This window comes from Dyella sp. Tek66A03 (genome assembly GCF_052567735.1).
Window position 1 is genome coordinate 2,906,119 of sequence record NZ_CP199584.1, and the last position, 18,155, is coordinate 2,924,273.

Annotated in this window: 15 protein-coding genes; 11 read left to right on the top strand and 4 right to left on the bottom strand. The window is 63.1% G+C overall.

Annotation, left to right across the window (positions count from 1 at the left end):
* Positions 1 to 74: 74 nt before the first annotated feature.
* Together idi and ACT01B_RS12780 are read right to left on the bottom strand one after the other, a co-directional pair.
* Positions 75 to 683, bottom strand: coding sequence for an isopentenyl-diphosphate Delta-isomerase (gene idi / locus ACT01B_RS12775; protein WP_445143635.1), 609 nt, complete (start codon positions 681 to 683; stop codon positions 75 to 77).
* Positions 684 to 867: 184 nt separating this feature from the next.
* Complete coding sequence (locus ACT01B_RS12780) at positions 868 to 1,467, bottom strand: DUF2147 domain-containing protein (RefSeq protein ID WP_445143636.1); 600 nt, start codon at positions 1,465 to 1,467, stop codon at positions 868 to 870.
* Positions 1,468 to 1,538: 71 nt separating this feature from the next.
* On the opposite strand from ACT01B_RS12780, the gene hpnI reads away from it, so the two are divergent.
* From hpnI to ACT01B_RS12805, 5 genes are all read left to right on the top strand, one after another.
* Positions 1,539 to 2,672, top strand: a complete 1,134-nt coding sequence (gene hpnI / locus ACT01B_RS12785; protein ID WP_445143637.1) for a bacteriohopanetetrol glucosamine biosynthesis glycosyltransferase HpnI — start codon at positions 1,539 to 1,541, stop codon at positions 2,670 to 2,672.
* 73 nt (positions 2,673 to 2,745) lie between these two features.
* Positions 2,746 to 4,173 carry a hopanoid biosynthesis associated radical SAM protein HpnJ gene (gene hpnJ / locus ACT01B_RS12790; protein WP_445143638.1) on the top strand — a complete coding sequence of 476 codons (1,428 nt, stop codon included), beginning with the start codon at positions 2,746 to 2,748 and terminating at the stop codon, positions 4,171 to 4,173.
* A gap of 22 nt (positions 4,174 to 4,195) precedes the next feature.
* Entirely contained in the window at positions 4,196 to 5,026 is an 831-nt protein-coding gene (gene hpnK / locus ACT01B_RS12795) for a hopanoid biosynthesis-associated protein HpnK (RefSeq protein ID WP_445143639.1), read from the top strand.
* The gene (locus ACT01B_RS12800; protein ID WP_445143640.1) at positions 5,023 to 6,057 is read left to right on the top strand and encodes a flippase-like domain-containing protein; all 1,035 of its coding nucleotides are present in this window, start codon (positions 5,023 to 5,025) and stop codon (positions 6,055 to 6,057) included. Before hpnK ends, ACT01B_RS12800 begins: the two co-directional genes overlap by 4 nt.
* 204 nt (positions 6,058 to 6,261) lie before the next feature.
* A complete protein-coding gene (locus tag ACT01B_RS12805) occupies positions 6,262 to 7,155 on the top strand; it encodes a ferritin-like domain-containing protein (RefSeq protein ID WP_445143641.1) in 894 nt (297 codons plus the stop codon).
* A gap of 4 nt (positions 7,156 to 7,159) precedes the next feature.
* Here the strand turns inward: ACT01B_RS12805 and hpnA are convergent, their stop codons facing one another.
* Positions 7,160 to 8,137: a hopanoid-associated sugar epimerase gene (gene hpnA, locus ACT01B_RS12810; protein WP_445143642.1), complete on the bottom strand. Its 978-nt coding sequence runs from the start codon at positions 8,135 to 8,137 to the stop codon at positions 7,160 to 7,162.
* Between the two features lie 315 nt (positions 8,138 to 8,452).
* Here hpnA and ACT01B_RS12815 point away from each other — a divergent pair, with 315 nt between their 5' ends.
* The 6 genes from ACT01B_RS12815 (at position 8,453) to ACT01B_RS12840 (ending at position 17,170) form a co-directional block, all read left to right on the top strand.
* Complete coding sequence (locus ACT01B_RS12815) at positions 8,453 to 9,619, top strand: phytoene/squalene synthase family protein (RefSeq protein WP_445143643.1); 1,167 nt, start codon at positions 8,453 to 8,455, stop codon at positions 9,617 to 9,619.
* Positions 9,616 to 11,622: a squalene--hopene cyclase gene (gene shc, locus ACT01B_RS12820; protein WP_445143644.1), complete on the top strand. Its 2,007-nt coding sequence runs from the start codon at positions 9,616 to 9,618 to the stop codon at positions 11,620 to 11,622. Before ACT01B_RS12815 ends, shc begins: the two co-directional genes overlap by 4 nt.
* Positions 11,619 to 12,356: a phosphorylase family protein gene (locus ACT01B_RS12825; protein ID WP_445143645.1), complete on the top strand. Its 738-nt coding sequence runs from the start codon at positions 11,619 to 11,621 to the stop codon at positions 12,354 to 12,356. The genes shc and ACT01B_RS12825 overlap by 4 nt, the downstream gene beginning before the upstream one ends.
* A gap of 66 nt (positions 12,357 to 12,422) precedes the next feature.
* A complete protein-coding gene (locus ACT01B_RS12830) occupies positions 12,423 to 15,050 on the top strand; it encodes an MMPL family transporter (protein ID WP_445143646.1) in 2,628 nt (875 codons plus the stop codon).
* Between the two features lie 31 nt (positions 15,051 to 15,081).
* Positions 15,082 to 15,453, top strand: a complete 372-nt coding sequence (locus ACT01B_RS12835; protein WP_445143647.1) for a copper resistance CopC family protein — start codon at positions 15,082 to 15,084, stop codon at positions 15,451 to 15,453.
* 49 nt (positions 15,454 to 15,502) lie between these two features.
* A complete protein-coding gene (locus ACT01B_RS12840) occupies positions 15,503 to 17,170 on the top strand; it encodes a copper resistance D family protein (RefSeq protein ID WP_445143648.1) in 1,668 nt (555 codons plus the stop codon).
* A gap of 51 nt (positions 17,171 to 17,221) precedes the next feature.
* Here ACT01B_RS12840 and ACT01B_RS12845 read toward each other — a convergent pair whose 3' ends face one another.
* Entirely contained in the window at positions 17,222 to 18,088 is an 867-nt protein-coding gene (locus tag ACT01B_RS12845; RefSeq protein ID WP_445143649.1) for a polyprenyl synthetase family protein, read from the bottom strand.
* Between the last annotated feature and the right edge of the window lie 67 nt (positions 18,089 to 18,155).

The following is an 18,155-nucleotide window of genomic DNA, read 5'->3' on the forward strand; positions in this document are numbered from 1 at the left end:
CGCAAGGCAAAAATGAAGCGTCGAAACGTTCAGACGTTATGTTGAGTATATCCATCCAAACAGCCTTGCGGCCCTCAGGACGAAACCAGAGCTGAAGGCACCAGCACATGAGGATACTCCCTGCGCAGGCGCTCCCATTCGATCTTGAACCAGGGTGTGAAGGTCTGCGGCTGCGTCGCTATTTCCTGGTCGAGCGCTGCCGGGGACACATAGCGCAACGCGGCAATCTCGTTCACGTTGGCGACCGGCAAGGCATCACTGTGCCCCACATAAACCCAGCACAACTCATGCTCAGCACCTTCGGCATCGAACTGCGCCTGATACTGGAATTTGAACTGGAAGGCCAGCTCGCACTGCATGCCCAGCTCTTCGCCCAGCCGCCGATGAATGGCGATTTCCATGGCCTCGCCACGTCGCGGGTGACTGCAGCATGTATTGGACCAGAAGCCCGGCCATAAGCGCTTGCCCGGAGCGCGCTGCTGCAGCAACAACTCACCCTGGGGATTGAAGATGAACAGCGAAAAAGCCCGATGCAAGACGCCTTGCCCGCTGTGCGCGGCAGCCTTGTCGAGGAAGCCCATCACCTGGTCGAGTTCGTCGACCAGCACCAGCGGCTCATCCTGAAAGGACACGATACCGCTCGACGACTGCCCTTCGTAGTAATCCAACTCTCGGTTAGCCAAGGTCAAACCTCTCTCACCCAGCGGACGGAACCCTGTTTTTGGCCTTCACGCCAGCATCACAAAAGCGCTAGCCAATGAGACAGCCCGTCAAGGGCGCAGGGTCAGGCTAACAAATGATGGCATCGAATGAGTAGCCCTCGTAGGCAGCGAGTCGATCGCCTTGCGCGCCGACAGGCGCGAAAACCTAGGATGACTTGCTCGATTTCGGCCCAGGACCATCCACGCGGGTCCAAATCGTGTTGCCGCCAAGCAGGGTGATCCCGATATAGCCACGCAGGCGCAGTTTGTCTTCGCCGAGCATGCGGATCTCACAGTGGTAAACCTTGCCGTTGTCACTGTTGTAGACGCGGCCGTCCACCCAGGTAGCGCGGTCCGGGTCGTAACGCAGTCCCCACAGCAGGCGTAGCCCCGTCAACGGCCGCGAACGCAATGCCGGGTCGGGATTCTTGCGGTCGGTCACCGTTTTCCCACTGAGTTCAGCCCCATCCTCCGGGCCGTACGTGTCATGCAGCTGCCAAACGATGTGCCCCTCGTACTGGTCGCCGACCGGTTCGATCCGGATCACCGCATCGCGGCTCTCAACCAGCCAATAGCCCACGATGGGCGCAGCGGTCGGCGATGCTCGCGGATCGCCGTCGGCCCGCGCCGCTGGCGAAGCGCAGGCCAGCCAGCCGCACAGACCAAGGGCGAGGCAGGCACACCACCGGCGCAGGGCATGCCGCGTCTGCCGGGTCGCGCTCGCGACGTGGGTCTCACGCTGGATATGAGTTTTTGGCTGACTCATAGGGTAACTTTAGGAACAAACGTGGATCGCGCCAAACCATCGCTACCATGCCGACTGCTTCCGTCACCGACATGCTTCTACTCTGGATCGGCACCGGCCTCAATCTGGCTGCGGCCGGTTACGCCTGCGTGAGCCTGTGGGCATGGTTTCGGTGCCAGCGCGCACCGGCAACACACCAGCCGGACAGGACGGGCCGCGCGGTCAGCGTACTCAAGCCCCTGCACGGCGCCGAGCCGCGCCTCTACGAAAACCTGCGCAGCTTCTGCCTGCAAGATCACGCCAACTATCAACTGCTGTTCGGCGTACGCGAAGCGGATGATCCGGCCATCACCGTGGTGGAAAGACTGATAGCAGAGTTCCCCCGCCTGCCTATCCGCCTTATGGTCGACCCACGCATCCATGGCGCCAACCTCAAAATTAGCAACCTGATCAACCTGCTGCCTCTCGCGGCGCATGACTGGCTGGTGCTGGCCGACAGCGACATCAGCGTGCCATCCGACTATTTGTCCCGGGTGACGGCTCCGCTCAGCGATGCTGGTGTGGGTATCGTCACCTGCCTCTACCACGGCGTGGCGGAAGGTGGCTTCTGGTCCAGGCTGGGCTGCCTGTTTATCGATGACTGGTTCGCACCCTCGGCGCGGCTTGCCCACGCCTTCGGATCCACCCGCTTTGCCTTTGGTTCCACCATCGCCTTGCGCCGTGAAACGCTAACCGCCATCGGCGGCTTCGGAATTTTATGCGACACGCTGGCGGACGACTTCTGGCTGGGTGAGCTGAGCCGCCGTGCAGGACTGCGCACGGTGCTATCGGACCTGGTGGTGGGTACCGAGGTCAGTGAGACCCGCTTTTCCGCGCTGTGGACGCATGAGCTGCGCTGGTTGCGCACGATCCGTGCGATCGCGCCGGCCGGTTTCGCCCTGAGCTTCGTATGCTTCACCTGGCCCGTGCTGGCACTCGGCCTGATCCTGGCGCCCACCCTGCCGAACGTTTTGCTGGCGCTCCTGGGCGGCGGCGCAAGAGTCATGCGCTATGTTGCGCAACGGCGAAGCACGGCCCGATCTTCACATTGGCACGACATCGGATTGACTCCTTATCGTGACCTGCTGCTACTGTTGGAATGGGCCGTGGCACTTACCCACTGGCGGGTCGAGTGGCGTGGACGTGAATTGCACGCTCGCAATCATGCGCCCACGCGGTATTCTTGAATGCGATTGCGAAAGTGCGACTAGCAACTCATTGCGGATCTAGACTGAACTGCTGCAGGAGCTTGGTATTCCCATGAAGACGCTATTTCTGCAAGCCCCGTCGTTTGACGGTTTCGATGGTGGTGCGGGCTCCCGCTACCAATGCAGACGCGAAGTCAAAAGTTTCTGGTACCCCACCTGGCTGGCCCAACCGGCAGCCCTGGTGCCGGATTCCCGCGTACTCGATGCCCCGGCGGATGAGCTGTCGGTGGAGGATTCGCTGGACATCGCCGCCGAGTACGCGCTGGTGATCATCCATACCAGCACGCCGTCCTTTCCCACCGATGCGAAATTTGCCGAGCTGCTCAAGGCCCGCAAGCCGGACATCTTGATCGGCCTGGTCGGCGCCAAGGTGGCGGTCGATCCCGACGGCTCGTTGCAGGCTTCGGCAGCCATCGACTTCGTGGCGCGCGAGGAATTCGACTACACCTGCAAGGAAGTCGCCGAGGGACGTCCCTTCAGCGAAATCAACGGCATCAGCTACAAGCTTGCCGATGGCAGCATTCAGCACAATCCACCGCGGGCCACCATCGAAAACATGGATGACCTGCCGTTTGTGGCACCCGTCTACAAGCGCGACCTGAAAATCGAAAACTACTTCATCGGCTACCTGTTGCACCCTTACGTGTCGATCTACACCGGTCGTGGCTGTCGCTCGAAATGCACGTTCTGCCTGTGGCCGCAGACCGTCGGCGGGCATCGCTACCGCGTGCGCTCGGTTGCCAACGTGCTGGCCGAAACCCAATGGATCAAGGACAACATGCCCGAGGTCCGCGAACTGATGTTCGACGACGATACGTTTACCGACAGCGCCAATATGGAACGCGTGCACGAGATCGCCCGCGGACTGCACGCACAGGGTTGGACCTGGAGCTGCAATGCCAAGGCGAACGTGTCCTACGAGTCGCTGAAGATCATGAAGGACAACGGCCTTCGCTTCCTGCTGGTGGGTTACGAATCGGGCGACGACCAGATCCTGCACAACATCAAGAAGGGCCTGCGCACCGATATCGCGCGCAAGTTCACCGAGAACTGCCGCAAGCTGGGCATCAAGGTGCATGGCACCTTCATCCTGGGTCTGCCGGGCGAAACCAAGGAAACCATCGCCAAGACCATCGAGTACGCCAAGGAAATCAATCCAAACACCATCCAGGTGTCGCTGGCCGCGCCTTACCCTGGCACCTTCCTGTACAAGCAAGCCATCGAAAATGGCTGGCTCGAGGTCAACAAGGCCGTCAACCTGGTCGACGACAGGGGTGTGCAGATTGCGCAGATCAGCTATCCGCACTTGTCGACGGAAGAAATCTTCCACGGCGTGGAAACCTTTTATCGAAGCTTCTACTTCCGTCCTTCGAAGATCTGGGAGATCGTCAAGGAAATGGCGGGAAGCTGGGAGATGACCAAGCGACGATTGCGCGAAGGAGTGGAGTTCTTCCGTTTCCTGCACGCGCACGAGGCTTGAGCGGGCAGCTCTCGCTGCAGCCATGAAGGTGGTGTTGGCACCTACTCGACCGCGTCTGATCGTGACGGCCGATGATTTCGGCCTGCACGAAGCGGTCAACGAGGCGGTCGAGCGCGGCTATCGCGAAGGCGTACTGCGCGCCGCCAGCCTGATGGTGACGGCGCCCGCAGTAGCTGACGCCGTAGCGCGTGCCCGCCGCTCGCCCGGCCTCGCCGTGGGTTTGCATCTGGTATTGGCGGACGGCCCCTCCGCCTTGCCGCCAGCGCGCATCCCTGACCTGGTCGACGCCCGCGGTTTTTTCGGCAACGCGATGGCGCGCGATGGCTTGCGCTTCTTCTTCCTGCCAGGGGTGCGACGCCAACTGGCGGCCGAGATTCGCGCGCAGTTCGAGGCCTTCGCCGCCACCGGCCTGACCCTGGACCACGTCAATGCGCATAAGCATTTCCACCTGCATCCCACCGTGCTGTCCCTGATGCTTTCCATCGGCCGCGACTACGGCCTGCGTGCCGTTCGCCTGCCGGCGGAGCCAGGCATGGGGCCATGGCTACAACCCTGGCTGGCGCTGATGCGCCGACGCCTGCGCCGGGCGGGCGTGCTTTGCAATGATCATGTATTCGGCATCCGGCACAGCGGCGGCATGGACGAAAGCGCGCTGCTGGACGTGCTTCGGCGCTTGCCGGAAGGCCTGTCGGAGCTGTATTTGCATCCGGCCGTGCACGGCGAACTGACGTCAAGCATGGCCGACTACCGTCACACGGACGAGTTGGCTGCACTACTATCCCCACGGGTGCAACGCGCCATCGCGGAACGTTGTCTGTTGTGTCACGGCTTTGGCGATCCGGCGGCTGCATGAAATATCTCGTTTACCTCGCCGGCCTGCTCGGCCTCGCCGCCGCCGTCGTGCTGGTCGTGCATCAGGATTGGGGCGCCATCCGCAACGCCTTCGATCATGCGGGCTGGGCGCTGCTCTGGCTGCTGCCCTTCCATGCCGTGCCGCTGTTGGTCGACGTCATGGGCTGGCGCGCCTTGCTGGCGCCACGCGATCCGCAACGACGTGCTGGCGTGCCGTTCCTGTTCTGGGTGGGAGCCGTCCGCGAGGCCTGCAATCGCCTGCTGCCGGTGGCCAATATCGGCGGCGAGATCGTCGGCATCCGGCTGGTCAAATGGCGTGGCCTCAGCGGCGCCGTGGTGGCCGGCAGCGTGGTGATCGAAGTACTGCTGACCCTGGTCAGCCAGTACATCTTCGCGGCGCTGGGCATACTCCTGCTGATTGGCCTGACCAAGCATATCGGCACCTTGAACTCGGTCATTGGAGGCCTGGTCGCCAGCCTGCCCTTGCCCATCGTGCTGATTTACCTGCTGCGTCATGGCCAGTTGTTTTCGCGCCTGGAAGCGTTTGTGGAAAAGGCCATGGGAGGCCCCTCGCGCTTTACCGAGCTGCTGGACGGCTCGCGCCTCGATGAAGAAATCCGCGCGTACTACCGCGAGCCGCTGCGGCTCGCGGTGACCTGCACGTGGCAGCTCGCCGGCTTCATCCTGGGCAGCTTCGAGACCTGGTTCGCGCTGCTACTCCTGGGCTATCCGATCACCGTATGGGATGCCATCGCGATCGAGGCGGTGACCCAGTCGTTGCGTCACATCATCTTCTTTGTGCCGGCTGGCCTGGGTATCCAGGAAGGCGGCCTGGTGTTGTTCGGCAATATCATTGGCCTGCCGGCCGACGCCGCGATCGCCCTTTCACTGGTCAAGCGCGCGCGCGAAGTCGGCTTCGGCTTGCCCATGCTGATTTCGTGGCAATGGGCCGAAGCCCATCGCTTGCGACTCGGCTGGCGCGCACGCAGCTCCGCCGCGTTGCCGGATACGCAAAACAGCAAGCCGTCTTAGGGATACTCTGATCTATTCAACGAGGGTGGCATGATGTCCAGAAAGTTCGCAGGGTGTGGGGCGTGGCGAAGCGCAGGCTGGCTGCCTGGGCAAGCCGCGCACCGCGGCCTGCGGGCTTTCTGGACATCACCCGCAGGGCCGGCTCTGTCTGCCGGTGACACCCTCGTTGAATAGATCAGAGCATCCCCCACCACGAGGTGACCGATGTCCAACGACGCCACCATCGAAGCCGCCGACCACGCCATGCGGCATTGGCTGGGCACCGAACCCGGTCGCATCAAGATCGGCTCGGATGCGCACAAGCGGCTGTTCTGCCGCATGTTGCTGGACACCCACAATCCCTATAAACCGGCCGTCATCGATTGGCCTGAACTGGGACCCGATGCACTCCATCGCATCACCTCGCTGCCGATCTGGGATATCGCCGTGCAGACCGAAGGGCGAGCGACCCTGCGCGTGGAGACCTATACCAAGACCGTGGACGATCCGCTGCTGCGCGATGCCCTGATCATGGACGGCGGCGAGGAGGCACGACACAAGGTCGTGCTCAGCAAGATGGTGGAGGCCTATGGCATCCCACTGGCACCGGAGCCCGAGTATGAGGTACCCAAGGATCCCGAGTGGGGCTGGCTGGTTACGGGCTATAGCGAGTGCATCGACAGCTTCTTTGCCTTTGGCCTGTTCGAGTCCGCCAAGCGCACCGGTTACTTCCCCGTGGAATTGGTGGAGACCTTTGAACCCGTGATCCAGGAAGAAGCCCGACACATTCTGTTTTTTGCCAACTGGGTGGCCTGGTATCGGCGCCAGTTGTCGTGGTGGCAACGACCGGCGTTCGAGTTCAAGGTGATGCAGGTATGGATTTTCCTGATCTGGGAACGCATCGGCATTGCCAAGGGCCTGGACAGCGGCGGCGAAATGCAGGATGCCAACTTCACCCTCACTGGGCATCAACAGATCGGCCTTGATCTGAACTTGGGGGAGCTGCTGGACATGTGCCTGGCCCAGGATCAGTACCGCATGGGCGGCTATGACGAGCGCTTGTTACGCCCCAGCTTTGTGCCGCGGATAGCCCGCCTGGCTCGCCGCTTCGTGCGCTGAAAGATCAACGATGCAGACTAAACCAGGCCACTGCATCTTCCAATGCGAGCCGAACCGGGCCCGCCGCATAGCCAAGCTCGCGCTCGGCCTTGGCGCTCGAGAAGAACATGCGCTTCCTGGACATGCGCACTTCCTCAACCGTGGCGATGGGCTGGGTTCCGCTTAACCTGGCCCACGCCTCCGCCACATAAGCCACCGGCATCACCGCGGCGTGCGGTAGTTGCCAACGCGGCGGCTCGCGACCGACGATGTCCGCGATTTCCGTCAACAGTTCGCGCAAGCTCAGATTGCTGCCGCCCAGGATGTAGCGCTCACCCACCACACCGTGTCGGAAAGCCAGCCAATGGCCGTCCGCCACATCGTCCACGTGGACCACGTTGAGGCCCGTGTCGACGTAGGCGGGCAAGCGCCCGGCGACGGCGTCACGCACGACACGCCCGGTCGGTGTGGGTTTGATATCGCGCGGACCGACCGGCGTCGACGGATTCACGATCACGATCGGCAGCCCATCCGCCGCAAACGTCCTGACCAGTGCTTCGGCGAGGAACTTGGAGCGTTTGTAGTGGCCGACCATATCGTCGAGCGATACCGGCGTGGTTTCGTCACCGGGGCTGCCGTCCTTGGGAATACCCAGGGTCGCCACACTGCTCGTGTAGACGATACGCGACACGCCCGCCTGCCTGGCTGCCTCAAGCAAGGCCCGCGTGCCCTCGACATTGGTTTGATAGAGCTCCTGCGGTTTCGGCGCCCACAGGCGGTAGTCGGCCGCCACGTGAAACAGCGCGTCGCAGCCTTGGCACGCCCTGGCCAGCGAAGGCGCATCAGTCAGATCGCCTTCGACGATTTCAACGTCGAGCCCTTGCAGATTGCGACGATCCGAGCCGGCACGCGCCAGCACCCGGATGCTGTGGCTCTCGCGCAGCAAGCGGCGCGCAACCGCCGCACCGACGAAGCCGGTAGCTCCGGTAACCAAGGTCTTCAAGGTGGTGTAACCATCAGGTTACGCCTGTGCATCGCCAGCATGAACCCTGGGCACATAAGGCTGGTGATCCATGAACACGGGGAAGGTTGGCGTCCATTATGGATAACCACGCGCTCTTGGCGCAAACGCAGCGACGTGCCCCATCGCCGCTGGTGGCGCCGGCTCCCTTTCTCCTGGCTTTCGCGGGCAGCGGCACAGCATCGACACTTCGGAGACATTCTCTCTGGTCAGATGGCTGCGTCCTTCAAGATCAGGGTGCTAACATGCCAGCGTCGTACGTTTTTCTGTATGTGAATACATAAGGAAAGCTGAGGCATGTCAATGTTCGACTCGAAACATGTCGCTGCGATCGCACCAGCCAACGCCAGTGCTTATCAGGAAGCCATTCTTCCGAAAGTTTCCAGGACGTTTGCGTTGACGATACCGCAGCTGCCACCTGCACTTCGCGAGGTGGTTGCCAACGCGTACCTGTTGTGCCGCATTGCCGACACCATTGAAGACGAACCAACGCTCTCCGTCGACGAGAAGGGCCTCTACGAGAGCGCCTTCGTCGATGCGGTCACTGGCCGCGTCAATGCACAACGCTTCGCCAGCGAACTGGCGCCGAAGCTCTCCGAGGCAACATCCGAGAGTGAGCGCGAATTGCTGTCTCGGCTGCCGCTGGTTCTGGAGGTCACTCAAACCTTTAATCCGACCCAGCACACGGCCATCGTCGACTGCCTGAAAACCATGTCGCGTGGCATGCACGACTTTCAGTGCGTGGTCGGCCTGCAAGGCCTGGCAACGCTGCGCGACCTGGACCGCTACTGCTACTGCGTGGCCGGCGTCGTGGGGGAGATGCTGACCAAGCTGCTCATCAACTTCGAACCGGAGCTGGCGCCGCAATCGAAAACCCTGATGCGCTTGGCCGTGTCGTTCGGCCAGGGTCTGCAGATGACCAATATCCTCAAGGACCAATGGGAGGATCGCAGTCACGGCGTGTGCTGGTTGCCGCAGGATGTGTTCTCCCGCCACGGTGTGAATCTGCAGGAGCTGCGTCCCGGTGGTCAGGACGACCACTATGCCAAGGCCATGATCGAACTGATTGGCGTGGCGCATTCGCATCTGTGTCGCGCGGTGGAATACACGCTTATCGTGCCGGCCAGGCACTCGGGCTTCCGTCGCTTCTGCTTGTGGAGCATCGGGCTGGCCGTGCTGACCCTGCGTAATCTGCAGGAACGACTCGATTTTTCTTCTGGCACGCAGGTCAAGGTTTCCCGCGCGGCGGTTGCCCAGACCATGGGCCTGACCCGACTGACCGACAAATACGACACCGGCGTGCGCTGGCTGTTCACCACAGCCGCACGCAAGCTACCGCTGACGCCGCTGTCGCCGGAGTGGGAAGAGCCCCAGGATCCCCCGCGCACGTGGCCCAGGCGCAAGGTCTCGTATGTGAATGGCATGGCCTCCCGACACGACGCGAAGAACGCACGCTCGCTATGACGGATACCCCAGCTCCTGTTGACGATGCCGCCGTCCTGGACCATCGCGATCGAGAGCCTGAATCCACCCGACTCGATCAGGCCATCGATCGCGCGCGCAAAGCGTTGCTTGCCCGGCAACGAGCGGATGGGCACTGGTGCTTCGAGTTCGAGACCGACTGCACGATCTCCGCCGAATACATCCTGATGATGCACTTCCTCGATGAAATCGACGATGTGCTGCAAGCGAAACTCGCGCGCTATATCCGCCTCAAGCAAGGCCTGGATACCCACGGTGGCTGGCCGCTCTACCAGGACGGTGTCATCGACGTGTCCTGCACGGTCAAGGCCTACTACGCACTGAAGGCCGCCGGTGACGACGCTGAAGCGCCGCATATGCGCCGCGCCCGTGACGCCATCCTTGGCCTTGGCGGCGCAGCCAGGAGCAATGTGTTCACGCGCATCCTGCTGGCCATGTTCGAACAGGTCCCGTGGCGCGCCGCGCCCTATGTGCCCGTGGAGATCATGCTGTTTCCTCGCTGGGCGCCGTTCCACCTCGACAAGGTTTCGTATTGGGCGCGCGCCACCATGGTGCCGCTGTTCATTCTTTGCTCGCTCAAGGCGCGGGCAAGGAATCCGCGGCGTATCGGCGTGCCCGAACTGTTCGTCACTCCGCCGGAACAGGAGCGGCGCTACTTTTCGACCAGCGGTTTCGCCAGCCGATGCTTTCTGCTGCTGGACAAGATCGGACGCGCCTGCGATCCCCTCGTTCCCAGGGCACTGCGGCAAAAAGCAGTAAAGAAGGCCGAACAGTGGATTCTTTCGCGACTCAACGGCGAGGACGGCCTGGGCGCCATCTTCCCCCCGATGGTCAACGCGCTGGAAGCGATGGACCTGCTGGGCTACGCCAAGGACCACCCCGCGCGTGCCACCTGCCTCAAATCCCTGCAGAAGTTGATCGTGCACTGCGCCGATGGCACGGCGTATTGCCAACCCTGTGTATCGCCCGTATGGGATACCGGCTGGGCCGCCATGGCCTTGCTGCGCGCTTCCGGCGACGAGGCCACGCAGGCGGCGGTGCAGCGTGCGCTGGCCTGGCTGGCGCCCTTGCAGGAACTGGATGTGAAAGGCGACTGGGCAGTGCAGGCCCCCAGCGTGGCCCCCGGCGGCTGGGCTTTCCAGTACGCCAATGCCTACTTTCCCGACTTGGACGACACCGCGCTGGTGGCCGGCCTGCTGCATGTGGCCGTGCTGGGTACGCCACAGGAAGGCATCTACCGTGCGCGCATCGAGCGTGCGGCCGATTGGCTGGTGGGCATGCAGTCCGACAACGGCGGCTTTGCTGCGTTCGACCGCAACAACACGCACTATCACATCAACCAGATTCCTTTCGCCGACCACGGCGCCATGCTCGATCCGCCTACCGAGGATGTGTCCGGCCGCGTTTTGGCCTGCCTGGGGGTGCTCAAGCGCGCGCAGGATCGTGTCGCCATCGAGCGTTGCGTGGCCTACCTGAAAACCGCCCAACAGCCTGACGGCTCCTACTGGGGGCGCTGGGGCACCAACTACATTTATGGCACCTGGTCGGTGCTGGCCGGGCTGGCGCTGGTCGGCGAAGATCTGCAGCAGCCATGGATCCGCAAGTCCATCGACTGGCTTGTCTCCAAACAGCACGCCGACGGCGGCTGGGGCGAAACCAATGACAGTTATTTCCGTCCTGCGCTACGCGGCAGCAACGGCGGCATAAGCACGGCGCACAACACGGCCTGGGCGCTGCTTGGCTTGCTCGCGGTCGGCGAACACGACTCCGAACCGGTACGCCGAGGCATTCAATGGCTGCTGGACGACCAGCAAGCCAACGGTGAGCGCGAAGAAGGGTTGTGGTATCACCCGAGCTTCAACGCACCAGGTTTTCCGCGCGTATTCTTCCTCAAGTACCACGGCTATACCGCCTACTTTCCGCTATGGGCCTTGACCCGCTATCGGCGACTAATGAAGACGATGCCCGCCCCGGGGACACGGTGAACCTGCACTCCGTGGGTATCGTGACTGCGCTGGCAGCCGAGGCGAAGGCACTTACTCGCCAACCCTTGCTTCCACGAACGCTGACTCCGCTTGGCAACGGCGCCAACCTTTGGCTGAGTGGCATGGGCCAAGACGCGGCGCGACAAGCCGCGCTGGCCTTGGTCGATGCGGGCGCCACCGCCCTGGCCGTGGTTGGCGTCGCGGGAGCGCTCGTTCCGGGGCTGCGCAGCGGCACGCTGTTCTGTCCGCATCGCGTCCTCGACGAGCAGGGGCGCGACTATACGCCGACACCATCGTGGCGCGCGGCGCTCAGCCAGCGCCTTGAAGCCGCGGGACTGGCCTTGACCATGGAAGGAAGCCTGCTCAGCCTGCCGGCACCGGTGTTGAGCGCAGCAGAGAAAACGGCAATGCGGGATCGCCACCTGGCCGCTGCCGTGGATATGGAGAGTGCCGCCGTCGCTGCCGTGGCGAACGAGCGGCATCTTCCCTTCGTCGTACTGCGTGCCATCGTCGACGAACGCGACGACGCGATTCCGCCGGAACTACAGGCAGGCATCGACGCGTGGGGGCGCCCCCGCCCATGGAGCATGCTCGTCGTTTTGCTGCGCCATCCTGGATTGCTAAAGCGCCTGCCTGGCCTCGCCAGTCGCATGGGCAAGGCCACCCGCAGCCTGCAGGCCGCCGTGGTCGCAGCAGGCACGGACCTGGCCCGCGAAGCGCCGGGGCCCTGCTAACCTTGACGCATGGATTTCGGATGTCAGGCCTGGCCATGACATACAGCCGCGAGGAGATACGACGGCATGTTCAGAGCAATCCATAAAGGCCTGGTATGGCTGGTCGACCAAAGCGGTCGCCATCACTACCTCGTCTTGCTGCTCGCTGCGCTGCTCGCTGCGCTCAGCCTGGTGGGTGCTACGCACCATCTGAGCATCGATACCAATTCGGACCATCTGTTTTCCGACCAGTTGCCCTGGCGCAAGCAGAGCGAGGCATTTGCCCGGCAATTTCCCCAGTTCAGCGACACCTTGACCGTCGTGGTGCGCGCACCGACCGCCGAGGAAGCACGCATCACCGCCAAGGCGCTCAATGAGAAACTGGCGGCGGACCACGTCCACTTCCGTTCGTCATCCACGCCAGGCATCAGCCCCTTCTTCGATCGCCAGGGACTCGTGCTGCTACCGCCGAAAGAGTTGTCCGACACCATCAGCAGCATGTTGCAGGCGCAGCCACTGCTGGGACCGCTGGCGACCGATCCGTCGGCACGTGGCCTGTTCAACGGTATCGACCTGATGGTCGAAGGCGTCAGGCGCGGCATGGCCGACGATCTGTCGTCGTATGACGCGGCGCTCGGCAACGTGGCGCAGACGATGGAAGGCGCCCTCGCCGGTCATGCTTCGCCGCTGTCCTGGCAAGCCCTGCTGACGCCTAACCTGGTGGGCAGCCACGGCGGCCAGGAGTTCGTGCTGGTGCATCCGGTGATGGACTATCGCGCACTGCAGCCGGGACGCGCGGCTACCGATGCGATGCTGCGTCTTGCCGCCGCTTTGCCCGCCGTCAAGGCGGGGCGCGCGAAGATCAACTACACCGGCTCCGTCCCGCTCGCCGACGAGGAATTCGCCTCGCTCACCGATCGGGCTGGCCCCATCGCCATTGGCAGCAGTCTGCTGCTGATCTTCTGGCTGGTGCTGGCGCTGGGCACCTGGCGACTGATCGTGCCGGTGGTGATCACCCTGGTCGTCGGTCTCATCTATACCCTGGGTTTTGCCGCGCTCGCCATCGGCCGCCTGAACCTGGTTTCGGTGGCGTTTGCCGTGCTGTTCGTCGGCCTCGCAGTCGACTTCGGCATTCAGTTTGGCGTACGCCTGCACGCCCGCCAGTACAGCGACCGCACCTTTGACGATTCGCTGCACGAGACGGCCAATCGCGTGGTGAGCCAGGTCGGCCTGGCCGCCTTGGCTACCGCCTGTGGTTTCCTGGCATTCGTGCCCACGGACTTCACCGGCGTGGCCGAACTCGGCGCGATCGCCGGCGTTGGCATGCTGCTGGCCCTGCTGTGCACGATCACCGTGTTGCCGGCCCTGCTCCGACTGTTGAGCAAGGGGTCGCCGCACGCGGAAGTGGCCTTGCCGGGCGGTGCTGCTGCGGATGGCTGGCTGGAGCGCAACCGCAAGCCGGTGCTGGTGGCCTTCACCTTGTTGGGACTGGCCGGCCTGTGGGGTGCGATCACCATTCCGTTCGATGCCAACCCGTTGCACACGAAAAACGCGAACAGCGAAGCCATGCGCACGCTGACCTCGTTGATCGACGACCCGAACACCAATCCGTTCACCATGGACGTGCTGGTGAAGGACCTTGCCACCGCTCAAGCACTGAGCGAGCGACTGGGCAAGCTGCCTGAGGTGGCGCAGGTCGTTTCGGGTGTCGATTTCGTACCGGCCGACCAGTCCGACAAGCTCGAGCAGATCGCGCAGGCCTCGGACCTGATGTATGCGGTATTGAACCCCGGCGAAAAAGCCGCGCCGCCGAGCTTTGCCCAGATGCGCGAGAGCGCCAAGGACACTAGCGAGAGTATCGCCAGTGTGGCCAACAAACTCGCCCCCAACTCGCCCTTGCTACGGATCGGCAAGGCCTTGGGACAATTGGCGCAAGGCTCTGACGAACAGATGGCCATGGCGAACCAGGCATTGACGCAATTCTTGCCGTATACGCTAAATCAATTGGCCGACTCGCTGTCGGCCCAGACCATCACCATGCAAAGCTTGCCCGCGGATCTCAAGCGCGACTGGTTCACCCCAGACGGCCAGGTACGCATCCAGGTAACGCCGACCGCCAAGGCGCAAAATACCGCCGGCCTGCGCCGCTTCGTGCATGCCGTGCAAGAGGTGGCACCGGGTGCTGCCGGTTCGGCCGTCGATACCATCAAGGCTGCCGACACCATTCTCGATGCGTTCCGCGAAGCGGCCGTCTACGCCACGCTGGCCATTGGCATCGTCTTGATGTTGGTGCTGCAGCGCTTCCGCGATGCCGGGCTGGTGCTGGCCACCTTGCTGATGTCGGCGCTGCTCACCGCCTTGCTGGCACGACTGCTGGGCATCTCGATCAATTTCGCCAACATCATTGCCCTGCCCCTGCTGCTCGGCGTGGGCGTCTCCTTCAACGTCTATTTCGTGATGAACTGGCGCCACGGCATGCACCACTTCCTGGGTTCGCCAACGGCGCGTGCCATCCTGTTTTCGGCGCTTACCACCGGCACCGCCTTCGGCAGCCTGGCCGTAGCCCGTCACCCGGGCACGGCAAGCATGGGCCTGGTGCTGTTGCTGAGCCTGCTGGCCGTACTGCTGTCGACGTTCGCGTTCCTGCCCGCCCTCCTCTATTCGATTATGGCGTCCGATACGACCAAGACGAGTCGTCACTCGCGCCCCGCCTAAACGCCCCACTGCTTCCACACGGAGTCCGTATATGGGTTATCAGCGCCGTTTCGCGATAGTCTCCTTCACCATCGCCGCTACGTTCGTCAGCATGAGCGCGAGCGCACACGCGATTCTTGTCGATAGCACGCCCAAGGCCAACGGCAGCGTACCGGCGGGGCATGCTGCGCTGGTGCTCAAGTACAACAGCAAGATCGATCAGGGGCGTTCCCGACTGGTCCTGGTCGGCCCTGATCACAAGGAAACGTCGCTTCCCATCACCGTCAGCGCGGACCGGCCCAACGAACTCGACAGCACGGCGGAATTGAGCCCGGGTGCTTACGTGATCCACTGGCAGGCGCTGGCCCTGGATGGGCACCTCACCCGCGGCGACCTGGCCTTCACGGCGAGCGCCAAGCCTTAAATCGCCGCGTCCAAATACTCAAACAACCTTCAACATCCACCGATCGTCCATGGGTGTTTCCGTGACCCTGCTCGTCGACCTCTTCAGCTATCTCAGCATCATCCTGCACAGCCTGGTTATCGTGGCCCAGTCCATGACCCTGGGCGGACTGCTGTTTTTGATCTTCCTGCTGCATCCACTGGTTCACGCGCTGCCCAAGGGTGATGAGCTCCAGCGGCGCGTCGTGCGCCTGACGCGCCTCAGCGCGTTTGGTCTGGTCATCGCCGAGCTGGCCACCACGGCGTTGCAGGTCAGCGTGCTGATGGCGACCGTCGATCTGCCGCTATCCAACGTGCTGCAGGCAGCCTTTGCGGTGTCAGGCGGCGTAAAGATGCTTAGCGCCGCCCTCATCTTCCTGTGCCTGGGCCACCGAACCCTGGCTGGGCGCCTTTCCCGCCTGCTGCTACTGCTGCTTGGCATCATCGCGCTCGCCGCTGCCACGGTCACCACCCACGCCTACGCACGGCTGACTGACAATGTCTTGCTGCTCGTCGTCGAAGCGCTGCATCAGTTTGGTGCCGCCATCTGGATCGGTGCCATTCCGAGTTTCATTCTCGTGCTGCGGCATCTGCAGGACGCCGAAGGCTTGCGAGTGGTGGGAACGCGTTTTTCCCGCATGTCGATGCTCGGCGTTGCGAGCATCCTGCTTTCCGGCGTGATCATGTGCGTGTTCTACATCGGCGACTTGTCGGGCTTCTACGGTACGGCCTACGGCGTCATGGTAAGCGCCAAGATCGCCATGTTCCTTGCGCTGCTGGCGCTGGGCTTTGGGAACTTCAGGGTGACCGAGCGCCTGCGCAAGGGGCAGCATGCACAGGTGCTTCGCATGCGTCGCTTCGCCGAAGTGGAGATCGGCATCGGCTTTACCATCTTCTTCGCGGCGGCATCGCTGACTTCCGCGCCACCGGCCATTGATCTCACCACGGATCGAGTAAGTCTGCACGAAATTGCCGTACGCAATGCACCCGCATGGCCGCGACTCAGTTCACCTGACCACGACGAGCTGGCGGTTTCGCAGCTTCAGGCACAACTCGATAGCGACGCTGCGCGCGCTCACGAGGTGGCGGCGTCGGCAAACGTGCCGGGCTCCGGCATTGTTCCACCACGCAACGCGCAAGACATGGCATGGTCGGAATACAACCATCATTGGGCCGGCATCTTCGTCTTGCTGATCGGCCTGCTGGCCCTGCTCTACCACGCCGGCGTGGGATGGGCCAAACACTGGCCACTGCTGTTCCTGGCCCTGGCGGTCTTCCTCCTGCTCCGCTCCGACCCCGAGGTATGGCCGCTGGGTCAGGAGGGCTGGTGGGCTGCATGGCGTGATGTGGAGGTCGCCCAGCACCGCTTCTTCGTGCTGCTGATCGTGTTGTTCGGCTACTTCGAGTGGTCGGTGCGAACAGGCCGAATCCGCAACCAACGCGCGGCCCTGGTCTTTCCATTACTGGTCGCCGCGGGTGGCGCGATGCTGCTCACCCACAGTCATCAGATCTCCAACGTGAAGGATCAGATGCTGATCGAGCTGACGCACACCCCGCTCGCCTTGGCCGGGGTCGCGGCCGGCTGCGCGCGCTGGCTGGAATTGCGCCAGCCAGGACGCGGCGGTCGCGTGGCCGGCGTCGTCTGGCCGCTATGCTTCATGTTGATCGGCGTGATCTTGCTCTGGTATCGGGAAGCCTGAGTCGCACGCCAAAGCTTCGACTCAGCCGAGCTCATGCGACGCCGAACGCGATCAATGAATGCGGTGGACCACCATCTCGACCAGCGCATCCAGATGCATGGCCCTGGCGCCAAGCGGAGCCAGGGCGGCGTGGGCGCGCTCACCGAGTTGCCGTGCCAGTTCGCGCGACGCATCCAGACCCAACAGCGAAACGTAGGTGGGCTTGTGGTCCTGCGCATCCTTGCCTGGCGTCTTGCCGAGCGTGGCTGCGTCCATGGTGACATCGAGAATATCGTCCACGACCTGGAACGCCAGACCGACCGACCGCTGGTATTCGTCCAGCGCCACCAGCATGCCGGACGCGAGGGCGTCGGGCCCAGCGTGGGCACCCATGAAGATTGCCGCGCGCAACAAGGCGCCGGTCTTCATCCGATGCATGCGTTCGAGTTCGGCACGCGGCAAGATGCTGCCGACGCTGGCCAGATCGATGGCCTGCCCGCCAACCAGTCCGAGCGAACCGCTCGCCTTCGCCAATTCCTGCAACAGGGTGATCCGCTGCGTTGCTGAGGCGGGCAAGTCGCCGATCACCGCAAACGCCTGGGCCTGCAAGGCGTCGCCAACCAGGATCGCCATGGCTTCACCGTAGCGCACATGCACGGTGGGCTGGCCACGACGCAATAAGTCGTTGTCCATGGCCGGCAGATCGTCGTGCACCAGTGAATAGGCATGGATCATTTCGATCGCGCTGGCCACACCGTCGAGCAAGGATGGCGCGGCACCCACCAGTTCGCCAGCGGCGTGACAAAGCAAGGCGCGCACGCGCTTGCCACCACCGAGGGTGGCGTAGCGCATCGCTTCATGCAGGGTCTGGGGCGCACTCTCGGCCGACGGCAAATAAGCCGCAAGCGCGATTTCGCTGCGCTGGACGATGCTTTTCATCCAAGCATCGATAGGCTCCGAACCCGAGGCAGGAACCGACGACTCGGGCCAAAGCTGTATGGCTTCA